Here is a 20597-nt window from a genome sequence, read left to right on the forward strand (position 1 = left end):
ACAATCGCGCATAACCCGCTTAAAAACCACATGATTTCATGACGATCATGTGGTTTTTTTATTGAAATGAGGAAAAACGAACGTCAGAGTTTCCCCGCTTTTCTTGAGTCCATACCCTGACAAATGGTATGGTAGCTTGTTTTTATCCGAATTATAAAAAAGCAACCAGCAAGGGGTTTACGCAATGCGTATTATTCTGCTCGGCGCTCCGGGCGCCGGTAAAGGGACTCAGGCTCAGTTTATCATGGAAAAATACGGGATCCCTCAGATCTCGACGGGTGACATGCTGCGTGCAGCAGTGAAATCCGGCAGTGAATTGGGTCTCCAGGCAAAAGAATTGATGGACAACGGCAAATTAGTGACTGACGCATTAGTTATCGCACTGGTTAAAGAGCGCATCAAACAGGATGACTGCCGTAATGGTTTCCTGCTGGACGGGTTCCCGCGTACCATTCCGCAGGCAGATGCAATGAAAGAAGCCGGTATCACCGTTGATTTCGTTCTGGAATTTGATGTTCCGGATGAAATTATCGTTGACCGTATTATCGGCCGCCGCGTACATGCGGGCTCAGGCCGTGTGTATCATGTAAAATACAATCCGCCGAAGACAGAAAATAAAGACGACGTGACCGGTGAAGAACTGACCATCCGTAAAGATGATCAGGAAGAGACCGTCCGTAAGCGTCTGGTGGAATACCATCAGCTGACTGCACCACTGATCCAGTACTATCAGAAAGAAGCTCAGATGAGTGACGTGAAATACAATCGTATTGACGGCACCCGTCCGGTAAGCGAAGTCAGTCAGGAATTAGCCCGTATTCTGGGTTAATCCGGCACTTATTTCTGTCAGGCAGCCAAACGGCTGCCTTTTTTTATCCTGCGCCGCCGGTGAACCAGCAGCCAACGAACCTGCGGACAAAAGGATGAAGAACATGAAGAACATGGCAGAAAAGAATAAGAATCATTATATACAATGCATTACCCTGACAATCATTCTCAGTTGCTGACAGGATTTTCTGATGACAAATCAACACAAACGCGGCGTTTTACTGGTTAACTTAGGTACTCCGGATGCACCGGAAACCCCGGCGGTAAAACGCTATCTGAAGCAGTTCCTGAGTGATCCGCGTGTGGTGGATGTCTCTCCGCTGCTCTGGCAGTGTATTCTGCGCGGTATTGTGCTGCCGTTCCGCTCGCCGCGTGTGGCGAAGCTTTATCAGTCTGTCTGGATGGAAGAGGGTTCCCCGCTGCTGGTATACAGCCGCCGTCAGCAGGCGGCACTGGCGGCACAGATGCCGGGCACACCGGTGGAGCTGGGAATGAGCTATGGTTCACCATCACTGGAATCCGCCGTTGATGCCCTTCTGGCACAGGGGGTGACACATCTGGATGTCCTGCCGCTGTACCCGCAGTATTCCTGCTCAACCACCGCTGCGGTGTTTGACGGGCTGGCGGATATCTTTAAACGCCGCCGGACATTCCCGTCACTGCATTTTATCCGCAGTTACGCGACACACCCGCTCTATATTGAGGCACTGGCGCAGTCAGCGGAGGCCGCATTTGCGGAGCACGGGGTGCCTGACCGGCTGATTTTATCCTATCACGGTATTCCTGTCCGTTATGCGAAAGAGGGTGATGTTTACCCGGCAGAATGTGAGGCCACGACGACATTGCTGCGGGAAAGGCTCAATTTTCCGGCTGAACATATCATGCACACTTATCAGTCCCGTTTTGGCCGTGAGCCGTGGCTTACGCCTTATACTGATGAAACAATGAAGTTATTACCCTCAAAAGGCGTGAAATCTGTTCAGGTGATGTGCCCGGGATTTTCGGCTGACTGCCTGGAAACGTTAGAGGAAATTAAGGAACAGAATAAAGCATTATTTTTGTCTTCCGGCGGGGCGGAATATCATTACATTCAGTCCCTTAATGACGCTGATATTCATATAAAGCTGTTGCGAGAGTTGGTTGGCTAGTTTTTTCGCATTCCAATCTGGAATAGTCCGAAATATACCACTGTTATGCGTAGAATTTTATGAAATTAATGTTAACATTAATCATGTAACAATTAATTAGCTGAAAATGACAGATATTATTGTTCATTTTAAGTGAAATTCAGTACTTCATCGCAGACAGGACAGGTGCTACGGACATGGTGAATGAGAAGGGTTCAGTGAACCTGAATAATGACGAGATCGATATTATTGATCTGCTGAAACTGTTATACCGCCATAAGGTTTTTATCGTCATTGTGACCGTATTATTCGCTGCCGCCGGGTTCGGTGTCTCCAAAATACTGCCGCAGAAATGGACCAGTACCGCCGAAGTGACGGCAACAGAGCTTCGTGACATGCCGGAGCTGGATAAAGTCAGCCAGCAGATGAATGCACTCAATGTGACTGCGGTATCTGATCTGCCGGCTGCATTTAATGTGTTCGGTACTGTCTGGCAGTCGCCGTCAGTACAGGAATCATTCCGCCTCTCACAGGGCGATACTGCTGTTTCCGGCTCTTTTGGTTTTCAGAAAACGGACGGCGATATACTGAAACCGGCTACTGCCAAAGTGAGCTTCACTGCGGCAGATCCGCAAACAGCACAGCAAATGTTGTCGGATTACCTCGATTACACCGCACAATACAGTCAGAATGTGATGCAGACGCAGTTACAGGAAAACCTGGCCGCTGCGCTGAGTGCCGGTCAGAGTCAGTATAATGTGGCGCTGGTGAGAGCGGAACATCAGCGGGAGCAAACGCTGGCTTACCTGGCTGCAGCTGAACGGGTTGCACCGGCGGCGGCATCTGTTCCGCCTCAGAATCCGGAAGCTGACCCGGTTGCCTCTTACAGTGCCATGGGGCGTCCGGCAGTGATGCAGATGAGAGACTCCCTGAAAGCTCTGGATTTACCGGCTGTGGATGCGGAACTTCTGGACAGAGCCTATGCGCTGAAAACCATCAAAAGTATCGCGCCTTTCTCACTGAACATTGTTCCGTTCACCGTGACCGAATCCCCGGATCTGCCGGTGGTGAAAGACGGCCCCGGCACTAAAATGTATCTCATCGCATCCGCCTTTTTAGGGTTTATTCTGTCAGTGATGGCGGTTTTCGCATGGAATATGTTTGTTAACAGAAAAAAATCAGCATAATTTCCGGTTGAGCGGACATTGAGGGTTCTGTCCGCTCACATTCTTCCCCGCGTTATGATAAAATACGCCATCTTTTTTTCCGGCCATGAACCTTTATGAAATTCCCCGGCAGACGCAAATCCAAACACTATTTCCCGGTCAGCCTGCGTGACCCGTTATTACAGCCTGTCCAGCTGATGAAAGATGATGAAAATACCCGCGCGTATATCGTTGGTATTGATCAGACGCTGGTGGATATCGAAGCCAATGTGGATGATGATTTTATCCGCCGTTATCAGCTCAGCCGCGGCCATTCGCTGGTGATTGAGGATGATGTGGCTGAAGAGCTGTACCGTGAGCTGATTGAGCGTTCGCTGATCACCCATGAATTTGCCGGTGGTACTATCGGTAATACCCTTCACAATTATTCTGTTCTGGCGGACGACCGTTCTGTGCTGCTGGGCACCATGTGCAATAATATTCAGATTGGCAGCTATGCCTATTATTATCTGTGCAACACCTCCAGCCGTATGGATCTCAACTATTTACAGGGTGTCGACGGACCGATTGGCCGCTGTTTTACCCTGATCAGTGAAAACGGTGAGCGGACATTTGCTATCAGCCCCGGGCTGATGAATCAGCTGCGCCCGGAAAGCATTCCGGAAGCGATAATTGCTGAAGCCTCCGCGCTGGTGCTGACGGCTTATCTGGTGCGCTGCAAACCGGGCGAACCGATGCCGGATGCCACCATGAAAGCTATCGAATATGCCCGGAAACATGATGTTCCGGTGGTTCTGACTCTGGGTACCAAACATGTGATTGCGGAAGATCCGCAGTGGTGGCGTGATTTCCTTGCGGAAAATGTCTCTGTGCTGGCGATGAATGAAGAAGAAGCGCTGGCACTGACCGGCGTTGCCGACCCGCTGCTGGCGTCAGATAAAGCCCTGGACTGGGTGGATCTGGTGCTGTGTACCGCAGGTCCTGCCGGGTTATATATGGCCGGTTATTCAGAAAAAGAATTTATGCGCGAAACCACCCACCCGCTGTTACCGGGCGCGCTGGCGGAGTTTAACCGTTATGAATTCAGCCGCGCAATGCGTCAGAAAGATTGTCAGGATGCGGCACGGGTCTATTCCCATATCGAACCTTATATGGGCGGCCCGGATAAGATAATGAATACCAACGGTGCCGGCGACGGGGCATTATCCGCATTACTGCATGATATTACGGCCAACAGCTATCACCGGATGAATATCCCGAACTCCAGTAAGCATCAGCGCCGTTATCTGACATACTCTTCACTGGCGCAGGTCTGCAAATATGCCAACCGTGTCAGCTATCAGGTGCTGATTCAGCACTCACCGCGTCTGACCAAAGGGTTACCGGACCGGGAAGACAGCCTGGAAGAGTCATACTGGGAACGCTGATAAAATAACTGAAAAAAATGCCGGAATTATCCGGCGTTTTTTTATCAGAAATAACAATATAAATGTCAGACAGAATTAATATTTATATGTTATCGAACATAATTATAAGGTGTGATATTAAAATTAACTTAAATGGAAAATAATTCATCTTATAATGATGTCCAGCGTGATGTAAAAATAATCTGAATCCCGTAAATAAAAGATCATAATATCTGTTATGATCATGTATTCTGATAAATCCATATCATCCGGATGAGTGTCTTTTTCTCCAGAGGAGGTGTGATGCCTGACGCCGGCCAGTATTTTATTGTAGTATTACTGAGTTTTGTAAATGTCATCTGTTTCAGGGGGGTAATACTAAAACAAAAAATAGAGTCATTATATCCATATTTATATCAATATTATTTGTCACTGTATTTCCTCTTTTAAAATTGAGTATATTAAAAGAAATGTATTTCAATTTTTCATTTTTTACAGATATTAATTATGCTATCGCGATCATTACAGGAGGTGTTATTAATCTGATCTCACTATGGGTATCAGACTCTGTAAAAAGGATTAAATAATATGAAATTATTAGCCGGGCATAAATAACAAGCCCGGAAAATCCGGGCTTGTTATTTCAGCAGGTTAAAACAAATTATGCCGACGGATGCGGATTCTGGTTCTCCGGGGCGCTATCTGTTTCAGGTTTGCGCAGCATATCATGCAGTGAGCGGCCTTCCGTCTCTGTTTCCGCTGCCGGATTGATGTTAACCGGGCAGCCGAACTCATGATCAGTCTGGTTTTCCACCAGCAGTGTGCTCATCGCACGGGCAATTTCAAACTCACCAATCACCACACGGTTTGCGCCGCGCTCCATAATATAGGTGCGCTCGTCATCATAATGTGCACGGACAATAATCGTCATATGCGCGTTCATGGCACGGGCTTTGGCGACAATCTCTCCGGCCTCATAGCCGTTCGGAATGGTCAGCAGCAGCGCACTGGCGCAATCGGCACGGGCAAGCTCCAGCACATCCTGTGCCACCGCATTCCCCATCACGGAAGGGAAGCCGCGTTCGGCAAGCTCTTCAAAGCGGGCGCGGGTATCTTCCACCACCACAACCGGATACCCTTTATTATGCAGTTTATCCGCCAGCATCGCACCGACGCGGCCATAACCGACAATAATAGTATGTCCGCAGATATTGACCGGCACCTGGGTGATTTCTTCCAGCGTTTCTTCTTCCTGTTGCTCTTCCGGTGTTTCGGTTTTTTCCAGATAGCGGTCCAGCAGCGTGAACAGCACCGGGTTGAGCATGATAGAGACAATCGCACCGGCCAGGATCAGGTCATTAGCCTGGCGGTTGAGGACTTCCAGCGTAACCCCCATTCCCGCGAGGATAAAGGCGAATTCCCCGATTTGCGCGAGACTGACGGCGACTGTCAGGGCTGTCCGCCGGTTATGCCCGAACATCCTCACCAGCAGCAGGGCGGCGGCGGATTTACCGATGATAATAATCGCCAGCACACCGAGCACACCCAGCGGATGGTTAATCAGCACCATCGGGTCAAACAGCATTCCGACAGAGACAAAGAACAGTACCGCGAAGGCGTCACGCAGCGGTAGGGTATCCTGTGCGGCGCGGTGGCTCAGTTCTGACTCATTGAGCACCATACCGGCAAAGAACGCGCCGAGGGCAAACGAGGCATCAAACAGCGCGACAGCGGCATAAGCAATACCCAGCGCCAGCACCAGCACTGCCAGGGTAAACAGCTCGCGGGAGCCGGTAGCGGCTGTTCTGGCGAGTAACCACGGAATCACGCGGCGCCCGATAAAAATCATAATCAGGATGAATGCCACGACCTTACCGATAGTAATGCTCAGGCTTATCAGCAGATCTGATGTGCTGGCACTGGCCTCCGGGTTATTAATGATAGAAGCGGCAGCCGGTAACAGCACCAGGGTTAACACCATGGCGAGGTCTTCAACAATCAGCCAGCCGATGGCTATCTGACCGCGCTGGCTTTCTATCAGCTGCCTCTCTTCCAGGGCGCGCAGCAGCACCACGGTACTCGCGGTGGATAAGCTCAGACCAAATACGATCCCGGCAAATAATCCCCAGCCGAACAGACTGGAAAGGCCGAGACCTAAAATAGTTGCGACGGCTATCTGACAGATAGCACCCGGAATGGCGATATTTTTAACCGCCAGCAGATCTTTCAGTGAAAAATGGAGCCCGACCCCGAACATCAGCAGAATAACCCCGATTTCCGCCAGTTCCGGTGCCAGTGATGTATCGGCAACGAATCCCGGGGTAAAAGGGCCTGCTAACACACCCGCCGCCAGATAACCCACTAACGGGGAAATCTTTAACCGCTGCGCTAACATACCGAGTAAATAAGCGAGAACGAGACCGCCAACAATAGTTGTGATAAGAGGCGTTGAATGCACTTTTTTCATTCTCCTTTTGATTAGTGGTGTGAACGGATGTGGGTTAGCTATAAATATAATACATGTTTTCGTGACATAAATCGCGTTAAAAATATAACTAATTATGTAAAAAACAGGACTTAACAGCAGATACCATTCAGCTTTGACTATTTTCAGCGTATTCTGCTCTTTGTGATCCCCGTTCGTACCGTTATTTATTTACTTTAATCTTCAATATTATTGTTAATTAACAGGTTATTAAGTTCATTTGGTCTGTTTTTGATATCGATGCAGATGTATTTATAAAAATCAGCTGAAAAATACAGGTTTAATCGTGATATTTATGCCGGTTACGGTACGGTAATATTCCCGTGGTATAAAATAACTACATTTCTATGCAGCAGATAAACAGGCATTTTTCTCTGTTGTATATTGATATTTAACGATTTTTTAAGGATGCGTTATCGTATTTGTGCGGATCCGCTAAATGACAAAACATTGAGTCAGATCGCACTTTCTTGCCGTGTTTATCATAACCGGTGTAAAAATTTGTGAATTTTCATCATACTTTCAGCAGAACGCCGGAGAGAGTTGTTTCTGTGCCGGTATCATCATTCAGACACACAGGGAATGACCATGACATTTACACTGAAAACCACAGCCTGTGCGCTGGCGGTATCCGCAATGCTTTTTCCGGCGCTGGCGAATGCCTGGGAAAAAGATAAAACCTACGACATCACTATTTTGCACACCAATGACCACCACGGCCATTTCTGGCAGAACGATCACGGCGAATACGGCTTATCCGCCCAGAAGACCCTGGTGGACGGTATCCGTAAGGAAGTGGAAGAGAAGGGCGGCTCACTGCTGCTGCTCTCCGGCGGGGATATCAATACCGGCGTGCCGGAATCCGATTTACAGAATGCCGAGCCGGATTTCAAAGGGATGAATCTGGTCGGTTATGATGCGATGGCGTTGGGCAACCACGAGTTTGATAATCCGCTGGAAACGCTGCGTACTCAGGAAAAATGGGCCACATTCCCGTTCCTGTCCGCCAATATCTATAAGAAAAGCACCGGTGAACGCCTGTTTAAGCCGTATGCCATGTTTGATAAGCAGGGGGTAAAAATTGCGGTAATCGGCCTGACAACGGATGACACAGCGAAAATCGGTAATCCGGGGAACTTCCCGGACACTGAATTCCGTGTCCCGGCTGAAGAAGCCAAAAAAGTGGTTGAAGCCCTGCGCGAAACGGAAAAACCGGACATCATTATCGCTGCCACCCACATGGGGCACTACGATGACAGCAATCACGGCTCCAACGCTCCCGGAGATGTGGAAATGGCGCGCAGCCTGCCGGCCGGTTATCTGGATATGATTGTCGGCGGTCACTCGCAGGATCCTGTCTGTATGCAGCCGGAAAACAAGAATTACAAAATTGCAGATTACGTACCGGGCACCCCGTGTGCACCGGACAACCAGAACGGTACCTGGATTGTACAGGCACATGAATGGGGTAAATATGTCGGACGTGCGGACTTTCAGTTCCGCAACGGCGAATTCACGCTGAAACACTATCAGCTTATCCCGGTGAATCTGAAGAAAAAAGTCACCAAAGAGGATGGCACATCAGAGCGGGTGTATTACACCAGTGAAATCACCGAAAGCCCGGACATGCTTAAACTGCTGACACCGTACCAGGAAAAAGGCAATGAGCAGCTGAATATCAAAGTCGGCTCGGTTGACAGCAAACTGGAAGGTGATCGCAGCAAAGTCCGTTTTGAACAGACCAGTATGGGGCATCTTCTGCTGGCCGCACAGAAAGAGCGCGCAAATGCCGATTTCGCTATTATGAGCGGCGGTGGTGTGCGTGACTCCATCGAACCGGGCGATATTACCTATAAAAATGTGCTGAAAGTGCAGCCGTTTGCCAACGAACTGGTGTATGTCGATTTCAAAGGCAGCGAAGTGCTGCCGTATCTGACCGCCGTGGCAAATATGAAAACGGATTCAGGTGCTTACGCACAGTTTTACAATGTCGGTCTGACACTGAATAAAGACGGCTCTGTGAGTGATGTGACGATTGACGGCAAACCGCTGGATCCGGCAAAAACCTACCGCATGGCGACACTGAATTTCAATGCGATCGGCGGGGATGGTTATCCGGAAATTGATTCTCACCCGGGCTATGTCAATACCGGCTTTGTCGATGCGGAAGTACTGAAAGGGTATATTGAAGCTCATTCACCGCTGAAAGCGGCAGATTATGAGCCGAAGGGCGAAATTATTTATAAAAACAAATAATTGATTATGACTGTCATAAAAAACCGGGGGTGAACTCCGGTTTTTTATTCGTGAGAGTTATGAAATAAGTTAATTATTATATTTTATGTATACAATTAATTGTTTTTTAATGAATTGTTTTTATTGTGAAAATTTAAAATAAAGCGTGTTTTGCTACGATTGGCTCTTCCTGATTTGTTCATTATTTTTAGAATAAGTGCCTGTCCGTGACGAAGATCTCAGAACCGGACAGATATCCCTCCTCTCAAAAGGACACTATTAATGAACAAAACAGAAAACACCTTACATAAAAAAACACCGTCGGTGACGGTACTGAGCAACCGGAGGCAGGCTGTACGCAATATTGGGTATCACCGCCATCCGGATACCCCGGATAAAACTGATGAACGCATTACCCGCCATCAGTTTGATGCGCGCGGTTTTTTGCAGCAGAGTGCTGATCCGCGTATGCAGGCGTCCGGGCTGAGCAATTTCCGCTATATCACCTCACTCTCCGGACAGGTGCTGCGTACGGAAAGCGCGGATGCGGGAACATCGCTGACACTAAATGATGCGGCAGGGCGACCGGCGACCAGCATCAGTCAGATCCGTACGGATAACGGGCAGGATGACCGCAGCCGGGCCGTGACTCAGACTTTCCGGTATGAAGGTGCGGATTCAGCCGGGCGTCCGCTGAGTATCACGGAACAGACCGCCGGGCAGAATGCTCAGGTAACCGAGCGCTTTGTGTATGCAGGCAACAGTGAGGCGGAGAAAGCCAAAAACCTCGCGGGGGTCTGTACACACCATTATGATCCGGCCGGACTGATGCAGACGGAGAGTATTGCGCTGACCAAAGTGCCGCTGTCAGTGACCCGTCAGTTGCTGAGAGATGCGGATAACCCGGTTAACTGGCCGGAAAACAATCCGGAGAGTTTGCTGTCAGCTGAAAAATACACCACACAAACCATTGCAGATGCGACCGGTGCGGTGCTGAATACCACGGATGCGGCGGGTCATCAGCAAAAAGTAACTTATGATATCGCCGGATTACTGAGTACCAGCCGGGTGACGGTGAAAGGCGGGGCGGAGAAAATCATTATCAAGTCTGTGACGTATTCCGCTGCCGGGCAGAAGCTGTGTGAGGAGCACGGTAACGGTGTAGTGACCACTTACACTTATGAACCGCAGACCCAGCGCCTGATTGCTGTCAAAACCGAACATCCGGCACGGAAAAAAATATTTCAGGATCTGCGTTATGAATACGATCCGGTCGGCAATGTGCTGTGTGTGACGAATGACGCCGAGGAGACGCGCTTCTGGCATAATCAGAAAGTGGTGCCGGAAAATAAATACACCTATGACACGCTGTATCAGCTGGTCAGTGCCACCGGGCGCGAGATGGCTAATGCCGGGCAGCAAAGCGGTTCCCTCCCTGATATTTCCCCGTTTGATAAAGCCAGTTACACCAATTACACCCGTAACTATGTCTATGATCGTGCCGGGAATATGACACAGATCCGCCATACAGCACCTGCGACCAATAATAACTACACCACGGATATCACGGTCAGTCAGCGCAGCAACCGGGCGGTACTGAAAACCCTGGCGGACACACCGGAGAAAGCGGAAGCCCTGTTCACCCCGGGCGGACAACAGACACAGCTCCAGCCGGGACAGACTCTGTCATGGACTGTGCGCGGCGAACTGCAACAGGTTATGCCGGTGGTGCGTAACGGTGCCGCCGGTGACCGTGAAAGCTACCGTTATGATGCGGGCAGCCAGCGTATTCTGAAAACCGCCGTGCAGAAAACCGGCAACAGTACACAGACACAGCAGGTGATCTATCTGCCGGGGCTGGAGCTGTACCGCGGAAAAGAAAACTATCAGGTGATCTGCGCCGGTGTTGCCGGGCGGGCACAGGTACGGCTGCTGCACTGGCAGGACGGTAAGAAAGATCACCAGCGGTTCAGCTACGACAATCTGATCGGCAGCAGCGGCCTGGAAACGGATGGCGACGGTAACCTGCTGAGTCAGGAAGAATATTATCCGTTCGGCGGCACGTCCGTGCTGGTGGCCGGTGCGGACAGCGGCATTGACTACAAAACCCACCGTTATTCCGGCAAAGAGCGGGATGCGACCGGGCTGTATTACTACGGCTACCGCTATTATCAGCCGTGGGCAGGGCGCTGGCTGAGTTCAGATCCGGCGGGAACCGTTGACGGGCTGAATCTGTTCCGGATGGTGAGGAATAATCCTGTGACGTTAAGAGATGATGACGGGTTAAAACCTGTTAATAATATGCCGCCGGCACCTCCGCTTCCGGTCTCCGGAGGAACACCTTTACCGCCGCCACCTCCCGTGATGAGCGGAGCTCCGTTGCCTCCGCCCCCAATGCCGGGCGGAGCACAATTACCTCCGCCACCGCCAACGATGGCAGGAGGAAATCCGCCACCGCCGCCAATGATGGGCTCAAAACCAACAGGAGCAAAAAAGAAATGGACTATCAAGGAAGACCCTGCACTGTATAAACAACAAGGCGGAGAATACCCGTACTATTCATCTTTCAGTATCACTTTGCAGAAACTGAATATCGGCCATTACAGTGAAATTGATGATATGGATAAATTTGTCAGTGCATGGAGAGATACCGGCCGTAATATGAAACCCGCCGCCAGAGATATCAATCATGAGAAAGCCATTGAGGTTCAGTCTGTTATGGGAAAAATTGATGCGGAATGGTCCGGGTATAATAAAGCAAATGTCAGTGAAACATTTCGTGGTGATACGCCGGTTATTACAGGAAGTTATCCATGGCTTGCCGATTTTATTAAGGAAACCGGCAACAGTGCGGAGGCTGTGACTAAAGTTATGGATTCGGATATTCGGTCTCAGCTGATTATGTCTACAGCAAAAGATCCGGGAATGGGATATGTATCGAATAAATCAATTATGTGGCATTTTGAACTGGAAGAAGGGCATGCCGGTGTTTCTGAAGGATTGTATGCATCAGAAGGTGAGGTGACTTTCCCTATCTATAACAAAATGAAGGTTACATCACTGAGTTATATTCCGGAAGGACAATCTTATATGAATAATGCGGAACGGTTTGGTACTGCACACCGGTATATTATTAACGCAAAAATGTTACCGAAATCATAATTTATTGTATTTTTATCAAAGCACTTCCTCCGGAAGTGCTTTTTTCTGTATATCAGTCCGGTTTCGTCGCTGATGCAAACTTCCCGTCCGGCACTTTCGCCAGATCCTGCGATGACCATGGCAGCCCGATTCACAGACGCATAATTTCTGCCGGAAAACCATTGAAACTCAGTTGATATAGCTGATTGTCTCTTTTCAGACTGAATATTATTTTCATTCACAAGGCTTATTAATTTCACTGGGCATTAATGTTTTTTGTATAATTTAATTAATTGTTTTATATAAATATTTTTATTAATCCGTATGGTTATCAGCATTTCCCACGATTCACTCTGTCTGTTTTGATTATTTTTCCTAAAATAAACAGGTATCCGCTTGGATAAATATCAGATTTGTGCGGATATCTATTCCCTTAATAAGGACACTATTAATGAGCAAAACAGAAAACACGTTACATAAAAAAACACCGTCGGTGACGGTACTGAGCAACCGGGGGCAGGTCGTACGCGATATTGTGTATCACCGCCATCCGGATACCCCGGAGAAAACCGATGAGCGCATTACCTACCATCAGTTTGATAAACGAGGATTTTTAGAGAAGAGTGCTGATCCGCGTATGCAGGCATCCGGGCTGAGCAATTTCCGCTATGTCACCTCACTCTCCGGACAGGTGCTGTGTACGGAAAGCGCGGATGCAGGAATATCGCTGACACTGAATGATGCGGCAGGGCGACTGATGATCAGCATCAGTCAGATCTGCACGGATAAGGGGCAGGATAACTGCAGCAAGGCCGTGACTCAGACTTTCCGGTATGAAGGTGCGGATTCAGCCGGGCGTCTGCTGAGTATCACTGAACAGACCGCCGGGCAGAACGCTCAGGTAACTGAACGTTTTATGTATGCAGGCAACAGTGAGGCGGAGAAAGCAAAAAACCTCGCGGGTATCTGTACACACCATTATGATCCGGCCGGGCTGATGCAGACGGACAGCATTGCGCTGACCGGCGTGCCGTTATCCATAACCCGTCAGTTGCTGAAAGATGCGGATAAGCCGGTTAGCTGGCCGGAAAGCAATCCGCAAACATTATTATCTGCTGAAAAATACACCACACAAACCATTGCAGATGCGACCGGTGCGGTGCTGAACACCACGGATGCGGCGGGTCATCAGCAAAAAGTGACTTATGATATCGCCGGATTACTGCGCACCAGCCGGGTGACGGTGAAAGGCGGTACGGAGAAAATCATTATCAAATCTGTGACGTATTCCGCTGCCGGGCAGAAGCTGTGTGAGGAGCACGGTAACGGTGTAGTGACCACTTACACTTATGAACCGCAGACCCAGCGCCTGATTGCTGTCAAAACCGAACATCCGGCACGGAAAAAAATATTTCAGGATCTGCGTTATGAATACGATCCGGTCGGCAATGTGCTGTGTGTGACCAATAGCGCCGAGGAGACGCGATTCTGGCATAATCAGAAAGTGGTGCCGGAAAACCGATACACTTACGACACCCTGTATCAGCTGGTCAGCGCCACCGGGCGCGAGATGGCCAGTGCCGGACAGCAACGCAGTTCCCTGCCGGATATTTCCCCGTTTGATAAAGCCAGTTACGCCAATTACACCCGCAACTATATCTATGATCGTGCCGGGAATATGACACAAATCCGTCATTCAGCACCGAAGACCGGCAATAACCACACCACGGATATCACGGTCAGTCAGCGCAGCAACCGCGCGGTACTGAAAACCCTGGCGGACACGCCGGAGAAAGCGGAGGCCCTGTTCACCCCGGGCGGACAGCAGACACAGTTACAGCCGGGACAAACCCTGTCATGGACTGCGCGCGGCGAGCTGCAACAGGTTACGCCGGTGGTGCGTAACGGTGCCGCCGGTGACCGCGAAAGCTACCGTTATGATGCGGGCAGCCAGCGTATCCTGAAAACCACCGTGCAGGAAACCGGTAGCAGAACACAGACACAGCAGGTCATCTATCTGCCGGGGCTGGAGCTGTACCGCGGAAAAGAAAACTATCAGGTGATCTGCGCCGGTGTCGCCGGGCGGGCACAGGTGCGGCTGCTGCACTGGCCGGACGGCAAAAAAGATCACCAGCGGTTCAGTTATGACAATCTGATCGGCAGCAGCGGCCTGGAAACGGACGGCGACGGTAACCTGCTGAGTCAGGAGGAATATTATCCGTTCGGCGGCACAGCTGTGCTGGTGGCCGGTACGGACAGTGGCATTGACTACAAAACCCATCGTTATTCCGGTAAAGAGCGGGATGCGACCGGGCTGTATTACTACGGCTACCGCTATTATCAGCCGTGGGCAGGGCGCTGGCTGAGTTCAGATCCTGCGGGAACTGTTGACGGACTGAATCTGTATTCAATGGTGAGGAATAATCCGGTGTCATTTTCTGATGAACAGGGGCTTGTTGCTTATCCGCGCACACAAATTCCCGGAACATCTCTTTATCAACCGGGCATCAGTACAGGCAGTGACAGGGAAATTCGGGGCGCTAAGTTGATACCTCCGGCAGCGAACACGGTTACTGAATTATTTAAAGGAGAACCCGTCAGGCTGGATGATGTATTAGCTGACAGTACATTACAGCAAACACCTCTGCTTACTGACCTGATTAACCCGGCGAAGGTAAAAATGGACAGTTCGACGCGAAGTTCTCTTTCTGCCGTTAAAGGCGGAATAATGGAATTTAATGCTGTTCATATACCGGCCGGAAATAACGGTATCAATGCATTACGGATTATTGATACCGAAACATCGGCTTTCCAGAGAGGGAAAGGAACAACATTAGCATATTGGGTTCCGCAAGGAGGATATGCGGATATTCCTGCCCATCCTGAAAATGGTCAGCCTCAGTTGGTATTCACGCCGGGGTTCAGCGGGTGCTCGTTTGTTGCTGATAAACTGGATGATACGACTATCAGGGTACGACATGTTCAGGGAGGTAAAGAAGATGCCGAGTATAACAGATTACATGCGTCTGAGCATGGGCATGGAATGATTGGAGCAATGGAATATCGCGACTACGGATATCATGAAAACTACAGCGGAGCAGTTCTGGAAAATATCCAGGGATCAGCATTTATGAAATATGAAGGAGACTCATGGCAAATTAAATACCAGCGCCTGAAAAATGCACCGGGTATTGTTTCTATGGGTGAAAAAACATCCGGAATAGTAAGAAAACAACAGGGGCTTAAGCTCGAAATCCGCCATAGCAGGGAACGCAGTGTTGTTGGTACTGGTTCTGTTCCTTTAATGCATTGATGAAAGATTGTTGTAATAATAAGCTAAAAAGCACTTCCCCCGGGAAGTGCTTTTTTCTGTGTATCAGTCCCGTTTCGCCACCGGGGCAAATTTCCCGTCCAGCACTTTTGCCAGATCCTGCGGTGCCAGTTCGATATCCAGGCCGCGTTTGCCGCCGGAAACAAAAATAGTGGCAAATTCCTGTGCGCCCTCATCAATCAGGGTCGGCAGACGTTTTTTCTGTCCCAGCGGGCTGATCCCGCCCACCAGATAGCCGGTGACTTTCTGTGCATTCACCGGGTCAGCCATTTCCGCTTTCTTCACACCAAGGGCTTTGGCTACCGCTTTTAAATCAAGCTGTTCTGATACCGGGGTGACTGCCACGGCGAGATGTTTATTATCACCGTTAAGCGCCACCAGCAGGGTTTTGTATACCTGACGGGCATCGAGATTGAGTTTGCGGACCGCTTCATCACCGAAATTATGATCATTCGGATCATGTTCATACGGATGGAGGGTGAATGAAATCCGGTTTTTTTCCAGAAGTTTTACAGCCGGTGTCATAGGTCTTTCCTTGCAGATAATTCAGACGGCAGTGTCACAAGGCCTGCCAGTTTAACACAAAATGGACGGCAGATTATGGTCGCCGTAAAGATGCAGTGCGCCGACCGCTACCACATAATTGCCGGGCGGCAGCTGTATCAGCCTGGTTTTCCAGGCGTCGTTGCGGCTTATCATCAGATGCTGATACGTCTGCTCGCTGAAGGTGGCGGGCAGCGGCTGCGCGAGTTTTTCCGGCCGGTAATCCAGCCACCAGCCGAGCATAATCTGAAGTGCGCGGGCATTGTCATGCCAGTAGGCCAGGGTATCTTCCAGCAGGCTCAGCCCTTCGTCCGGGAAATCCAGCAGCATCTGTAACTGTGCCTGTGTGCCTTCCAGCTCAAAAACGGGGATATTCTGTCCGTGAGCGGCATTGAGCATCTGATAATCAATGCCGTAATGCGGACGCAGCCCCAGGCTTTGTGCCTGGGCGGACTGCAGGATCAGCGCCACCTGCCAGGCGGGCAGGGTATCCAGCGTCTGTACCGGCTGACGCTGTTCCTCACAATAGCGGCGGTAGTCATCTCTCAGGTGCTCCGGTAAGCGCTCACTTACCGGCAGACGGGGGAATTCAGGGTCCTGTCCCGGGAACGGCGGTGCCGGACGGGTGATATCCGCTTCCACAATCAGGCCATCAGCACGATTGATTCTTTCCAGCAGCGGGCCGGGCAGCGGGTACATGGCTTCCGATCCCATATGAATACTGCCTACCAGATGCAGTGAGATATCCCCGGGCAATGTGAGTTCAACCGAAGGCCAGGTGCAGCCACCCTGCGGATCAGGCGGGATAAGGTAATCTTTCAGCCGGCGGAACAGTGTTTTCATGACGACTCCTGTCGTGAAACGATACCTTAGTTGACTGCAAGCGCGGGCTTTTTTCAACCCTGATAAGTAATATCCGGTTAATTAACAGGAAAAAAATAAGGGAGCGAATTATTCGCTCCCTTATCAGGTCAGAGATTAATCTTTCGGTTTAAAACGTAACAACCGGTTGGCGTTACTGACCACGGTAATGGATGACAGCGCCATGGCTGCCCCTGCCACTACCGGATTCAGCAGAGTGCCGGTGAACGGGAACAGCACCCCGGCGGCGATCGGGATCCCGAGGGTGTTATAAATAAAGGCACCCAGCAGGTTCTGTTTCATATTACGCAGTGTCCCTTTCGAGATAGCCACCGCATCGGCCACGCCGTGCAGGCTGTGGCGCATCAGAGTGATTGCTGCCGTTTCGATGGCAATATCACTGCCGCCGCCCATCGCGATCCCCACATCTGCCCGTGCCAGCGCAGGTGCGTCATTGATACCGTCACCGACCATGGCGACACGGCGTCCGGCCTGCTGTAATTTTTCAATGGCAGCGGCTTTGCCGTCCGGCAGTACACCGGCGATTACTTCATCAATCCCGGCTTCTTTGGCGATAGCCCGGGCGGTTACTTCGTTGTCCCCGGTCAGCATCACCAGACGGTAACCCTGTTTGTGCAGACGCGCCAGCGCACTGACACTGTCCTCACGCAGCGGATCACGGACAGAAAGAATCGCCGCGATGTTGCCGTCAACTGCCAGCATCACCGGAGTCACACCTTTACCGGCCTGGGATTGTACCAGCGCATCCGCTTCCCCGGCAGTGCTGATATTCTGTGCCTGCATCAGCGCATGGTTACCCAGCAGGAGTGTCCGGCCTTCAGACTCCCCGCTGATCCCCATCCCCGCCAGGGTACGGAACTGAGTAACAGACGGCAGTGTCAGCGCTTTCGCACGTTCAGTGATAGCGCGGGCCAGCGGATGATTAGAACCGCTTTCCAGCGCCGCCGCGAGACGCAGGACATCATCGTCACTGAAACCATTAAAGGTATGGATTTCCGTTACCTGCGGCATGCCTTCTGTCAGGGTCCCGGTTTTGTCGAAAACAATGGTGTCGAGAGTGCTTGCCTGCTGTAAAGCATCCGCATCCCGTACCAGCACACCAAACTCAGCGGCGCGTCCGACCCCGGAAATAATCGACATCGGCGTTGCCAGTCCCAGTGCACACGGACAGGCGATAATCAGTACCGTGGTAATAATCACCAGTGCATAGGTTATCTGCGGCGCAGGGCCGAAGAAGTACCAGACAGCACCGGCGATCAGGGCGATAACCACCACAACCGGCACAAAGACGGCTGAGATTTTATCTGCCAGCTGACCGATTTCCGGTTTACTGCTCTGAGCCTGACGCACCAGTTTAATGATGCGTGCCAGCGTGGTTTTGCTGCCGACAGCGGCGGCACGGAACAGCACGGTGCCATCCTGCACGGTGGTTCCGGCAGAAACGGTATCACCGGTGGTTTTCTGCTGCGGGATTGGCTCCCCGGTCAGCATCGCCTCATCCATCCACACTTCGCCTTCGGTGATCTCACCATCGACCGGTACGCGGTCACCGGTGGTCAGACGCAGGATCATCCCCGGCTGCACATCTGCCAGCGGTACATCTTTCTCACCTTCCGGTGTTACCACACGGGCGGTCGGCGGAGTCAGATCCAGCAGGCGCTCCAGTGCTTTTGACGAACGCTGGCGGGCACGCTGCTCCAGCATATGACCCAGGTTTATCAGACCGATAATCATGGCGCTGGCCTCGTAATAGAGGTGACGCGCCTGCGGCGGGAACACGTCCGGCCAGAGGTTTACCGTGATGGAATAGAGCCACGCGGCACCGGTGCCGAGAGCCACCAGGGTATCCATCGTTGCACTGCCGTTTTTCAGGGATTGCCAGGCGCTGCGGTAGAAATGCCCGCCCGCCAGAATCATCACCGCCAGGGTGACGATCCCGATGGTCAGCCAGATCCCGTTGTTCGCCGGGGTCAGCATCATATTGTCGCCGATCATTCCCCAGATCATCACCGGGATACCGACCGCCAGTGCCAGAGCAGACTGCCAGCGGAACCGCTTCATATTGGCAACCGCGACTTCCTGCTGGCGCTCACGGCGTTTGGCATCATCCTGAATCAGTTCCGCGCCGTAACCGGCTTTCTCCACCGCGGCGATCAGCGCCTCTGCAGAGGCGTGGCCGGTGACCAGTGCACTGCGCTCCGCGAGGTTAACGCGGGCATTTTCCACACCGTCCACACTGAGCAGCGCTTTGTGTACTTTGCTGACACAGCTTGCACAGGTCATGCCGTCGAGCAGGAAGGAGAGACTGTCGTCATCCTCCTCAATCACCGGCATGGCAGGGATATTGTCCGGAGTGGCCGGAATGTCGCAGTGCTCCGCTGCCGCCGCCTCAGTCTGAGACGGCGTCAGCGGTTCAGATTTTGGGGAGGCGTTTTCTCCCGCCACTGCTGCCTGAAAACCGGCGGCTTCCACCGCGCTGATTAAGGTCTGCGCATCAGCGCTGCCGTATACTTTTGCCTCTTTGGTATCAACGACCGCGGCCGCAACACCGTCAACCGCTTCTAATGCACTTTGCGTTTTCGCTGCACATTTCATACAATTCAGCCCGGAAAGCTGTAAAATTGTACCGGGTTTGTCTGCAATCTGAGCTTCATAACCTGCTTCTTCGATAGTTTTGATGAGGGATTGCGCATCCGCATCGCCGGTCACTTTGGCGAAATCAAGGGTGACCACCGCAGATTCAACATCCGGGCGGGCGTCGAGAGCTTTTTTCACACTGCCGGTGCAATGTCCGCAGGACAGCCCCTGTAACGCGAGAATAGTGGTATTAGCCATACTTTTTTTCCTTACATGTTTCGCATCATCACGCCGCATATCAGCACACGGCGCAAGAGAAAAAATTCTGTTCGGGGGAACGGGAATTTTGATTTACGATGATGGTAAACCTTCCCTCAAGGGTAAGGTCAAGGAGAAGTTATGAATATCAGCGATATTGCACAAAAAACGGGTTTAACACCAAAAGCAATCCGTTTTTACGAAGATAAATCTTTGATCACGCCACCGGAACGGGGTGAGAACGGATACCGGTATTTCAGTGAACGGCATGTGGATGAACTGACTCTGCTGCGCCAGGCAAAAGAGGTCGGGTTCACGCTGGATGAGTGCCGCGAGCTGTTATCGCTGTTCCGTAATCCGAACCGCCACGCGGCGGATGTGAAATCGGCGACACTGGGCAAAGTGAAGCAGATTGAGAAAACCATTACGGAGCTCACGGCTATCCGTGACCGCCTGCTGGCACTGGCTGATTCCTGTCCCGGGGATGACAGCGCAGAGTGTCCGATCATCGATCATCTCTCCGGATGCCGCCACAGCAAACCTGCCTGCCATAAATAATCCGTCTGTTTTGTGCGTCTGCCCGCCGGGCAGACGCCGTCTTACATCCTGTCAGTTAAG

General features: G+C 51.1%; 12 protein-coding genes. 8 read left to right on the forward strand and 4 right to left on the reverse strand.

Translation table 11 applies throughout. From position 1 onward, the window contains the following. The first annotated feature begins 184 nt into the window (after positions 1 to 184). The 4 genes from adk to GN208_RS02795 all read left to right on the forward strand — a co-directional run bounded on the left by adk (position 185) and on the right by GN208_RS02795 (position 4548). Complete coding sequence (adk, locus tag GN208_RS02780; protein WP_004236486.1) at positions 185 to 829, forward strand: adenylate kinase; 645 nt, start codon at positions 185 to 187, stop codon at positions 827 to 829. A gap of 190 nt (positions 830 to 1019) precedes the next feature. After that, positions 1020 to 1976, forward strand: a complete 957-nt coding sequence (gene hemH / locus GN208_RS02785; protein WP_004236487.1) for a ferrochelatase — start codon at positions 1020 to 1022, stop codon at positions 1974 to 1976. Between the two features lie 176 nt (positions 1977 to 2152). Continuing rightward, positions 2153 to 3142, forward strand: a complete 990-nt coding sequence (locus GN208_RS02790; RefSeq protein WP_004236488.1) for a Wzz/FepE/Etk N-terminal domain-containing protein — start codon at positions 2153 to 2155, stop codon at positions 3140 to 3142. A gap of 95 nt (positions 3143 to 3237) precedes the next feature. After that, complete coding sequence (locus tag GN208_RS02795) at positions 3238 to 4548, forward strand: inosine/guanosine kinase (RefSeq protein WP_004236489.1); 1311 nt, start codon at positions 3238 to 3240, stop codon at positions 4546 to 4548. Between the two features lie 640 nt (positions 4549 to 5188). Here the strand turns inward: GN208_RS02795 and ybaL are convergent. Further along, complete coding sequence (ybaL, locus tag GN208_RS02800) at positions 5189 to 6994, reverse strand: YbaL family putative K(+) efflux transporter (protein ID WP_004236490.1); 1806 nt, start codon at positions 6992 to 6994, stop codon at positions 5189 to 5191. A gap of 606 nt (positions 6995 to 7600) precedes the next feature. Between ybaL and ushA the strand changes: the two genes are divergently transcribed. The 3 genes from ushA (at position 7601) to GN208_RS02815 (ending at position 15701) form a co-directional block, all read left to right on the forward strand. Next, positions 7601 to 9268, forward strand: coding sequence for a bifunctional UDP-sugar hydrolase/5'-nucleotidase UshA (gene ushA, locus GN208_RS02805; RefSeq protein WP_036412848.1), 1668 nt, complete (start codon positions 7601 to 7603; stop codon positions 9266 to 9268). A gap of 261 nt (positions 9269 to 9529) precedes the next feature. Further along, a complete protein-coding gene (locus tag GN208_RS02810; protein WP_061057523.1) occupies positions 9530 to 12409 on the forward strand; it encodes an RHS repeat domain-containing protein in 2880 nt (959 codons plus the stop codon). 430 nt (positions 12410 to 12839) lie between these two features. After that, a complete protein-coding gene (locus GN208_RS02815) occupies positions 12840 to 15701 on the forward strand; it encodes an RHS repeat domain-containing protein (RefSeq protein WP_243828290.1) in 2862 nt (953 codons plus the stop codon). Between the two features lie 63 nt (positions 15702 to 15764). Here GN208_RS02815 and ybaK read toward each other — a convergent pair whose 3' ends face one another. The 3 genes from ybaK to copA form a co-directional block, all read right to left on the reverse strand. Next, positions 15765 to 16244 carry a Cys-tRNA(Pro)/Cys-tRNA(Cys) deacylase YbaK gene (gene ybaK, locus GN208_RS02820; protein WP_004237643.1) on the reverse strand — a complete coding sequence of 160 codons (480 nt, stop codon included), beginning with the start codon at positions 16242 to 16244 and terminating at the stop codon, positions 15765 to 15767. Between the two features lie 51 nt (positions 16245 to 16295). Then, on the reverse strand, positions 16296 to 17105 hold the full coding sequence (locus tag GN208_RS02825) for a TraB/GumN family protein (RefSeq protein WP_004237644.1): 810 nt from the start codon (positions 17103 to 17105) through the stop codon (positions 16296 to 16298). A gap of 135 nt (positions 17106 to 17240) precedes the next feature. Then, on the reverse strand, positions 17241 to 19979 hold the full coding sequence (copA, locus tag GN208_RS02830; RefSeq protein WP_004237646.1) for a copper-exporting P-type ATPase CopA: 2739 nt from the start codon (positions 19977 to 19979) through the stop codon (positions 17241 to 17243). A gap of 141 nt (positions 19980 to 20120) precedes the next feature. Here copA and cueR point away from each other — a divergent pair, with 141 nt between their 5' ends. After that, positions 20121 to 20537 (forward strand): Cu(I)-responsive transcriptional regulator, encoded by a 417-nt coding sequence (cueR, locus tag GN208_RS02835; protein WP_004237647.1) that lies wholly within the window; start codon positions 20121 to 20123, stop codon positions 20535 to 20537. Positions 20538 to 20597 lie beyond the last annotated feature (60 nt).

It is taken from the genome of Morganella sp. HSTU-ASny43 (assembly GCF_022819185.1).
In the GTDB taxonomy this organism is placed as follows: domain Bacteria; phylum Pseudomonadota; class Gammaproteobacteria; order Enterobacterales; family Enterobacteriaceae; genus Morganella; species Morganella morganii.

What these genes read in the sequence shown, in the direction of transcription:
- copA (WP_004237646.1), bottom strand. Translation starts at nt 19,979, where the DNA reads ATGGCTAATACCACTATTCTCGCGTTACAGGGGCTGTCCTGCGGACAT.
- adk (WP_004236486.1), top strand. Translation starts at nt 185, where the DNA reads ATGCGTATTATTCTGCTCGGCGCTCCGGGCGCCGGTAAAGGGACTCAG.
- GN208_RS02790 (WP_004236488.1), top strand. Translation starts at nt 2,153, where the DNA reads ATGGTGAATGAGAAGGGTTCAGTGAACCTGAATAATGACGAGATCGAT.
- GN208_RS02815 (WP_243828290.1), top strand. Translation starts at nt 12,840, where the DNA reads ATGAGCAAAACAGAAAACACGTTACATAAAAAAACACCGTCGGTGACG.
- GN208_RS02795 (WP_004236489.1), top strand. Translation starts at nt 3,238, where the DNA reads ATGAAATTCCCCGGCAGACGCAAATCCAAACACTATTTCCCGGTCAGC.
- ushA (WP_036412848.1), top strand. Translation starts at nt 7,601, where the DNA reads ATGACATTTACACTGAAAACCACAGCCTGTGCGCTGGCGGTATCCGCA.
- GN208_RS02825 (WP_004237644.1), bottom strand. Translation starts at nt 17,105, where the DNA reads ATGAAAACACTGTTCCGCCGGCTGAAAGATTACCTTATCCCGCCTGAT.
- GN208_RS02810 (WP_061057523.1), top strand. Translation starts at nt 9,530, where the DNA reads ATGAACAAAACAGAAAACACCTTACATAAAAAAACACCGTCGGTGACG.
- ybaK (WP_004237643.1), bottom strand. Translation starts at nt 16,244, where the DNA reads ATGACACCGGCTGTAAAACTTCTGGAAAAAAACCGGATTTCATTCACC.
- cueR (WP_004237647.1), top strand. Translation starts at nt 20,121, where the DNA reads ATGAATATCAGCGATATTGCACAAAAAACGGGTTTAACACCAAAAGCA.
- ybaL (WP_004236490.1), bottom strand. Translation starts at nt 6,994, where the DNA reads ATGAAAAAAGTGCATTCAACGCCTCTTATCACAACTATTGTTGGCGGT.
- hemH (WP_004236487.1), top strand. Translation starts at nt 1,020, where the DNA reads ATGACAAATCAACACAAACGCGGCGTTTTACTGGTTAACTTAGGTACT.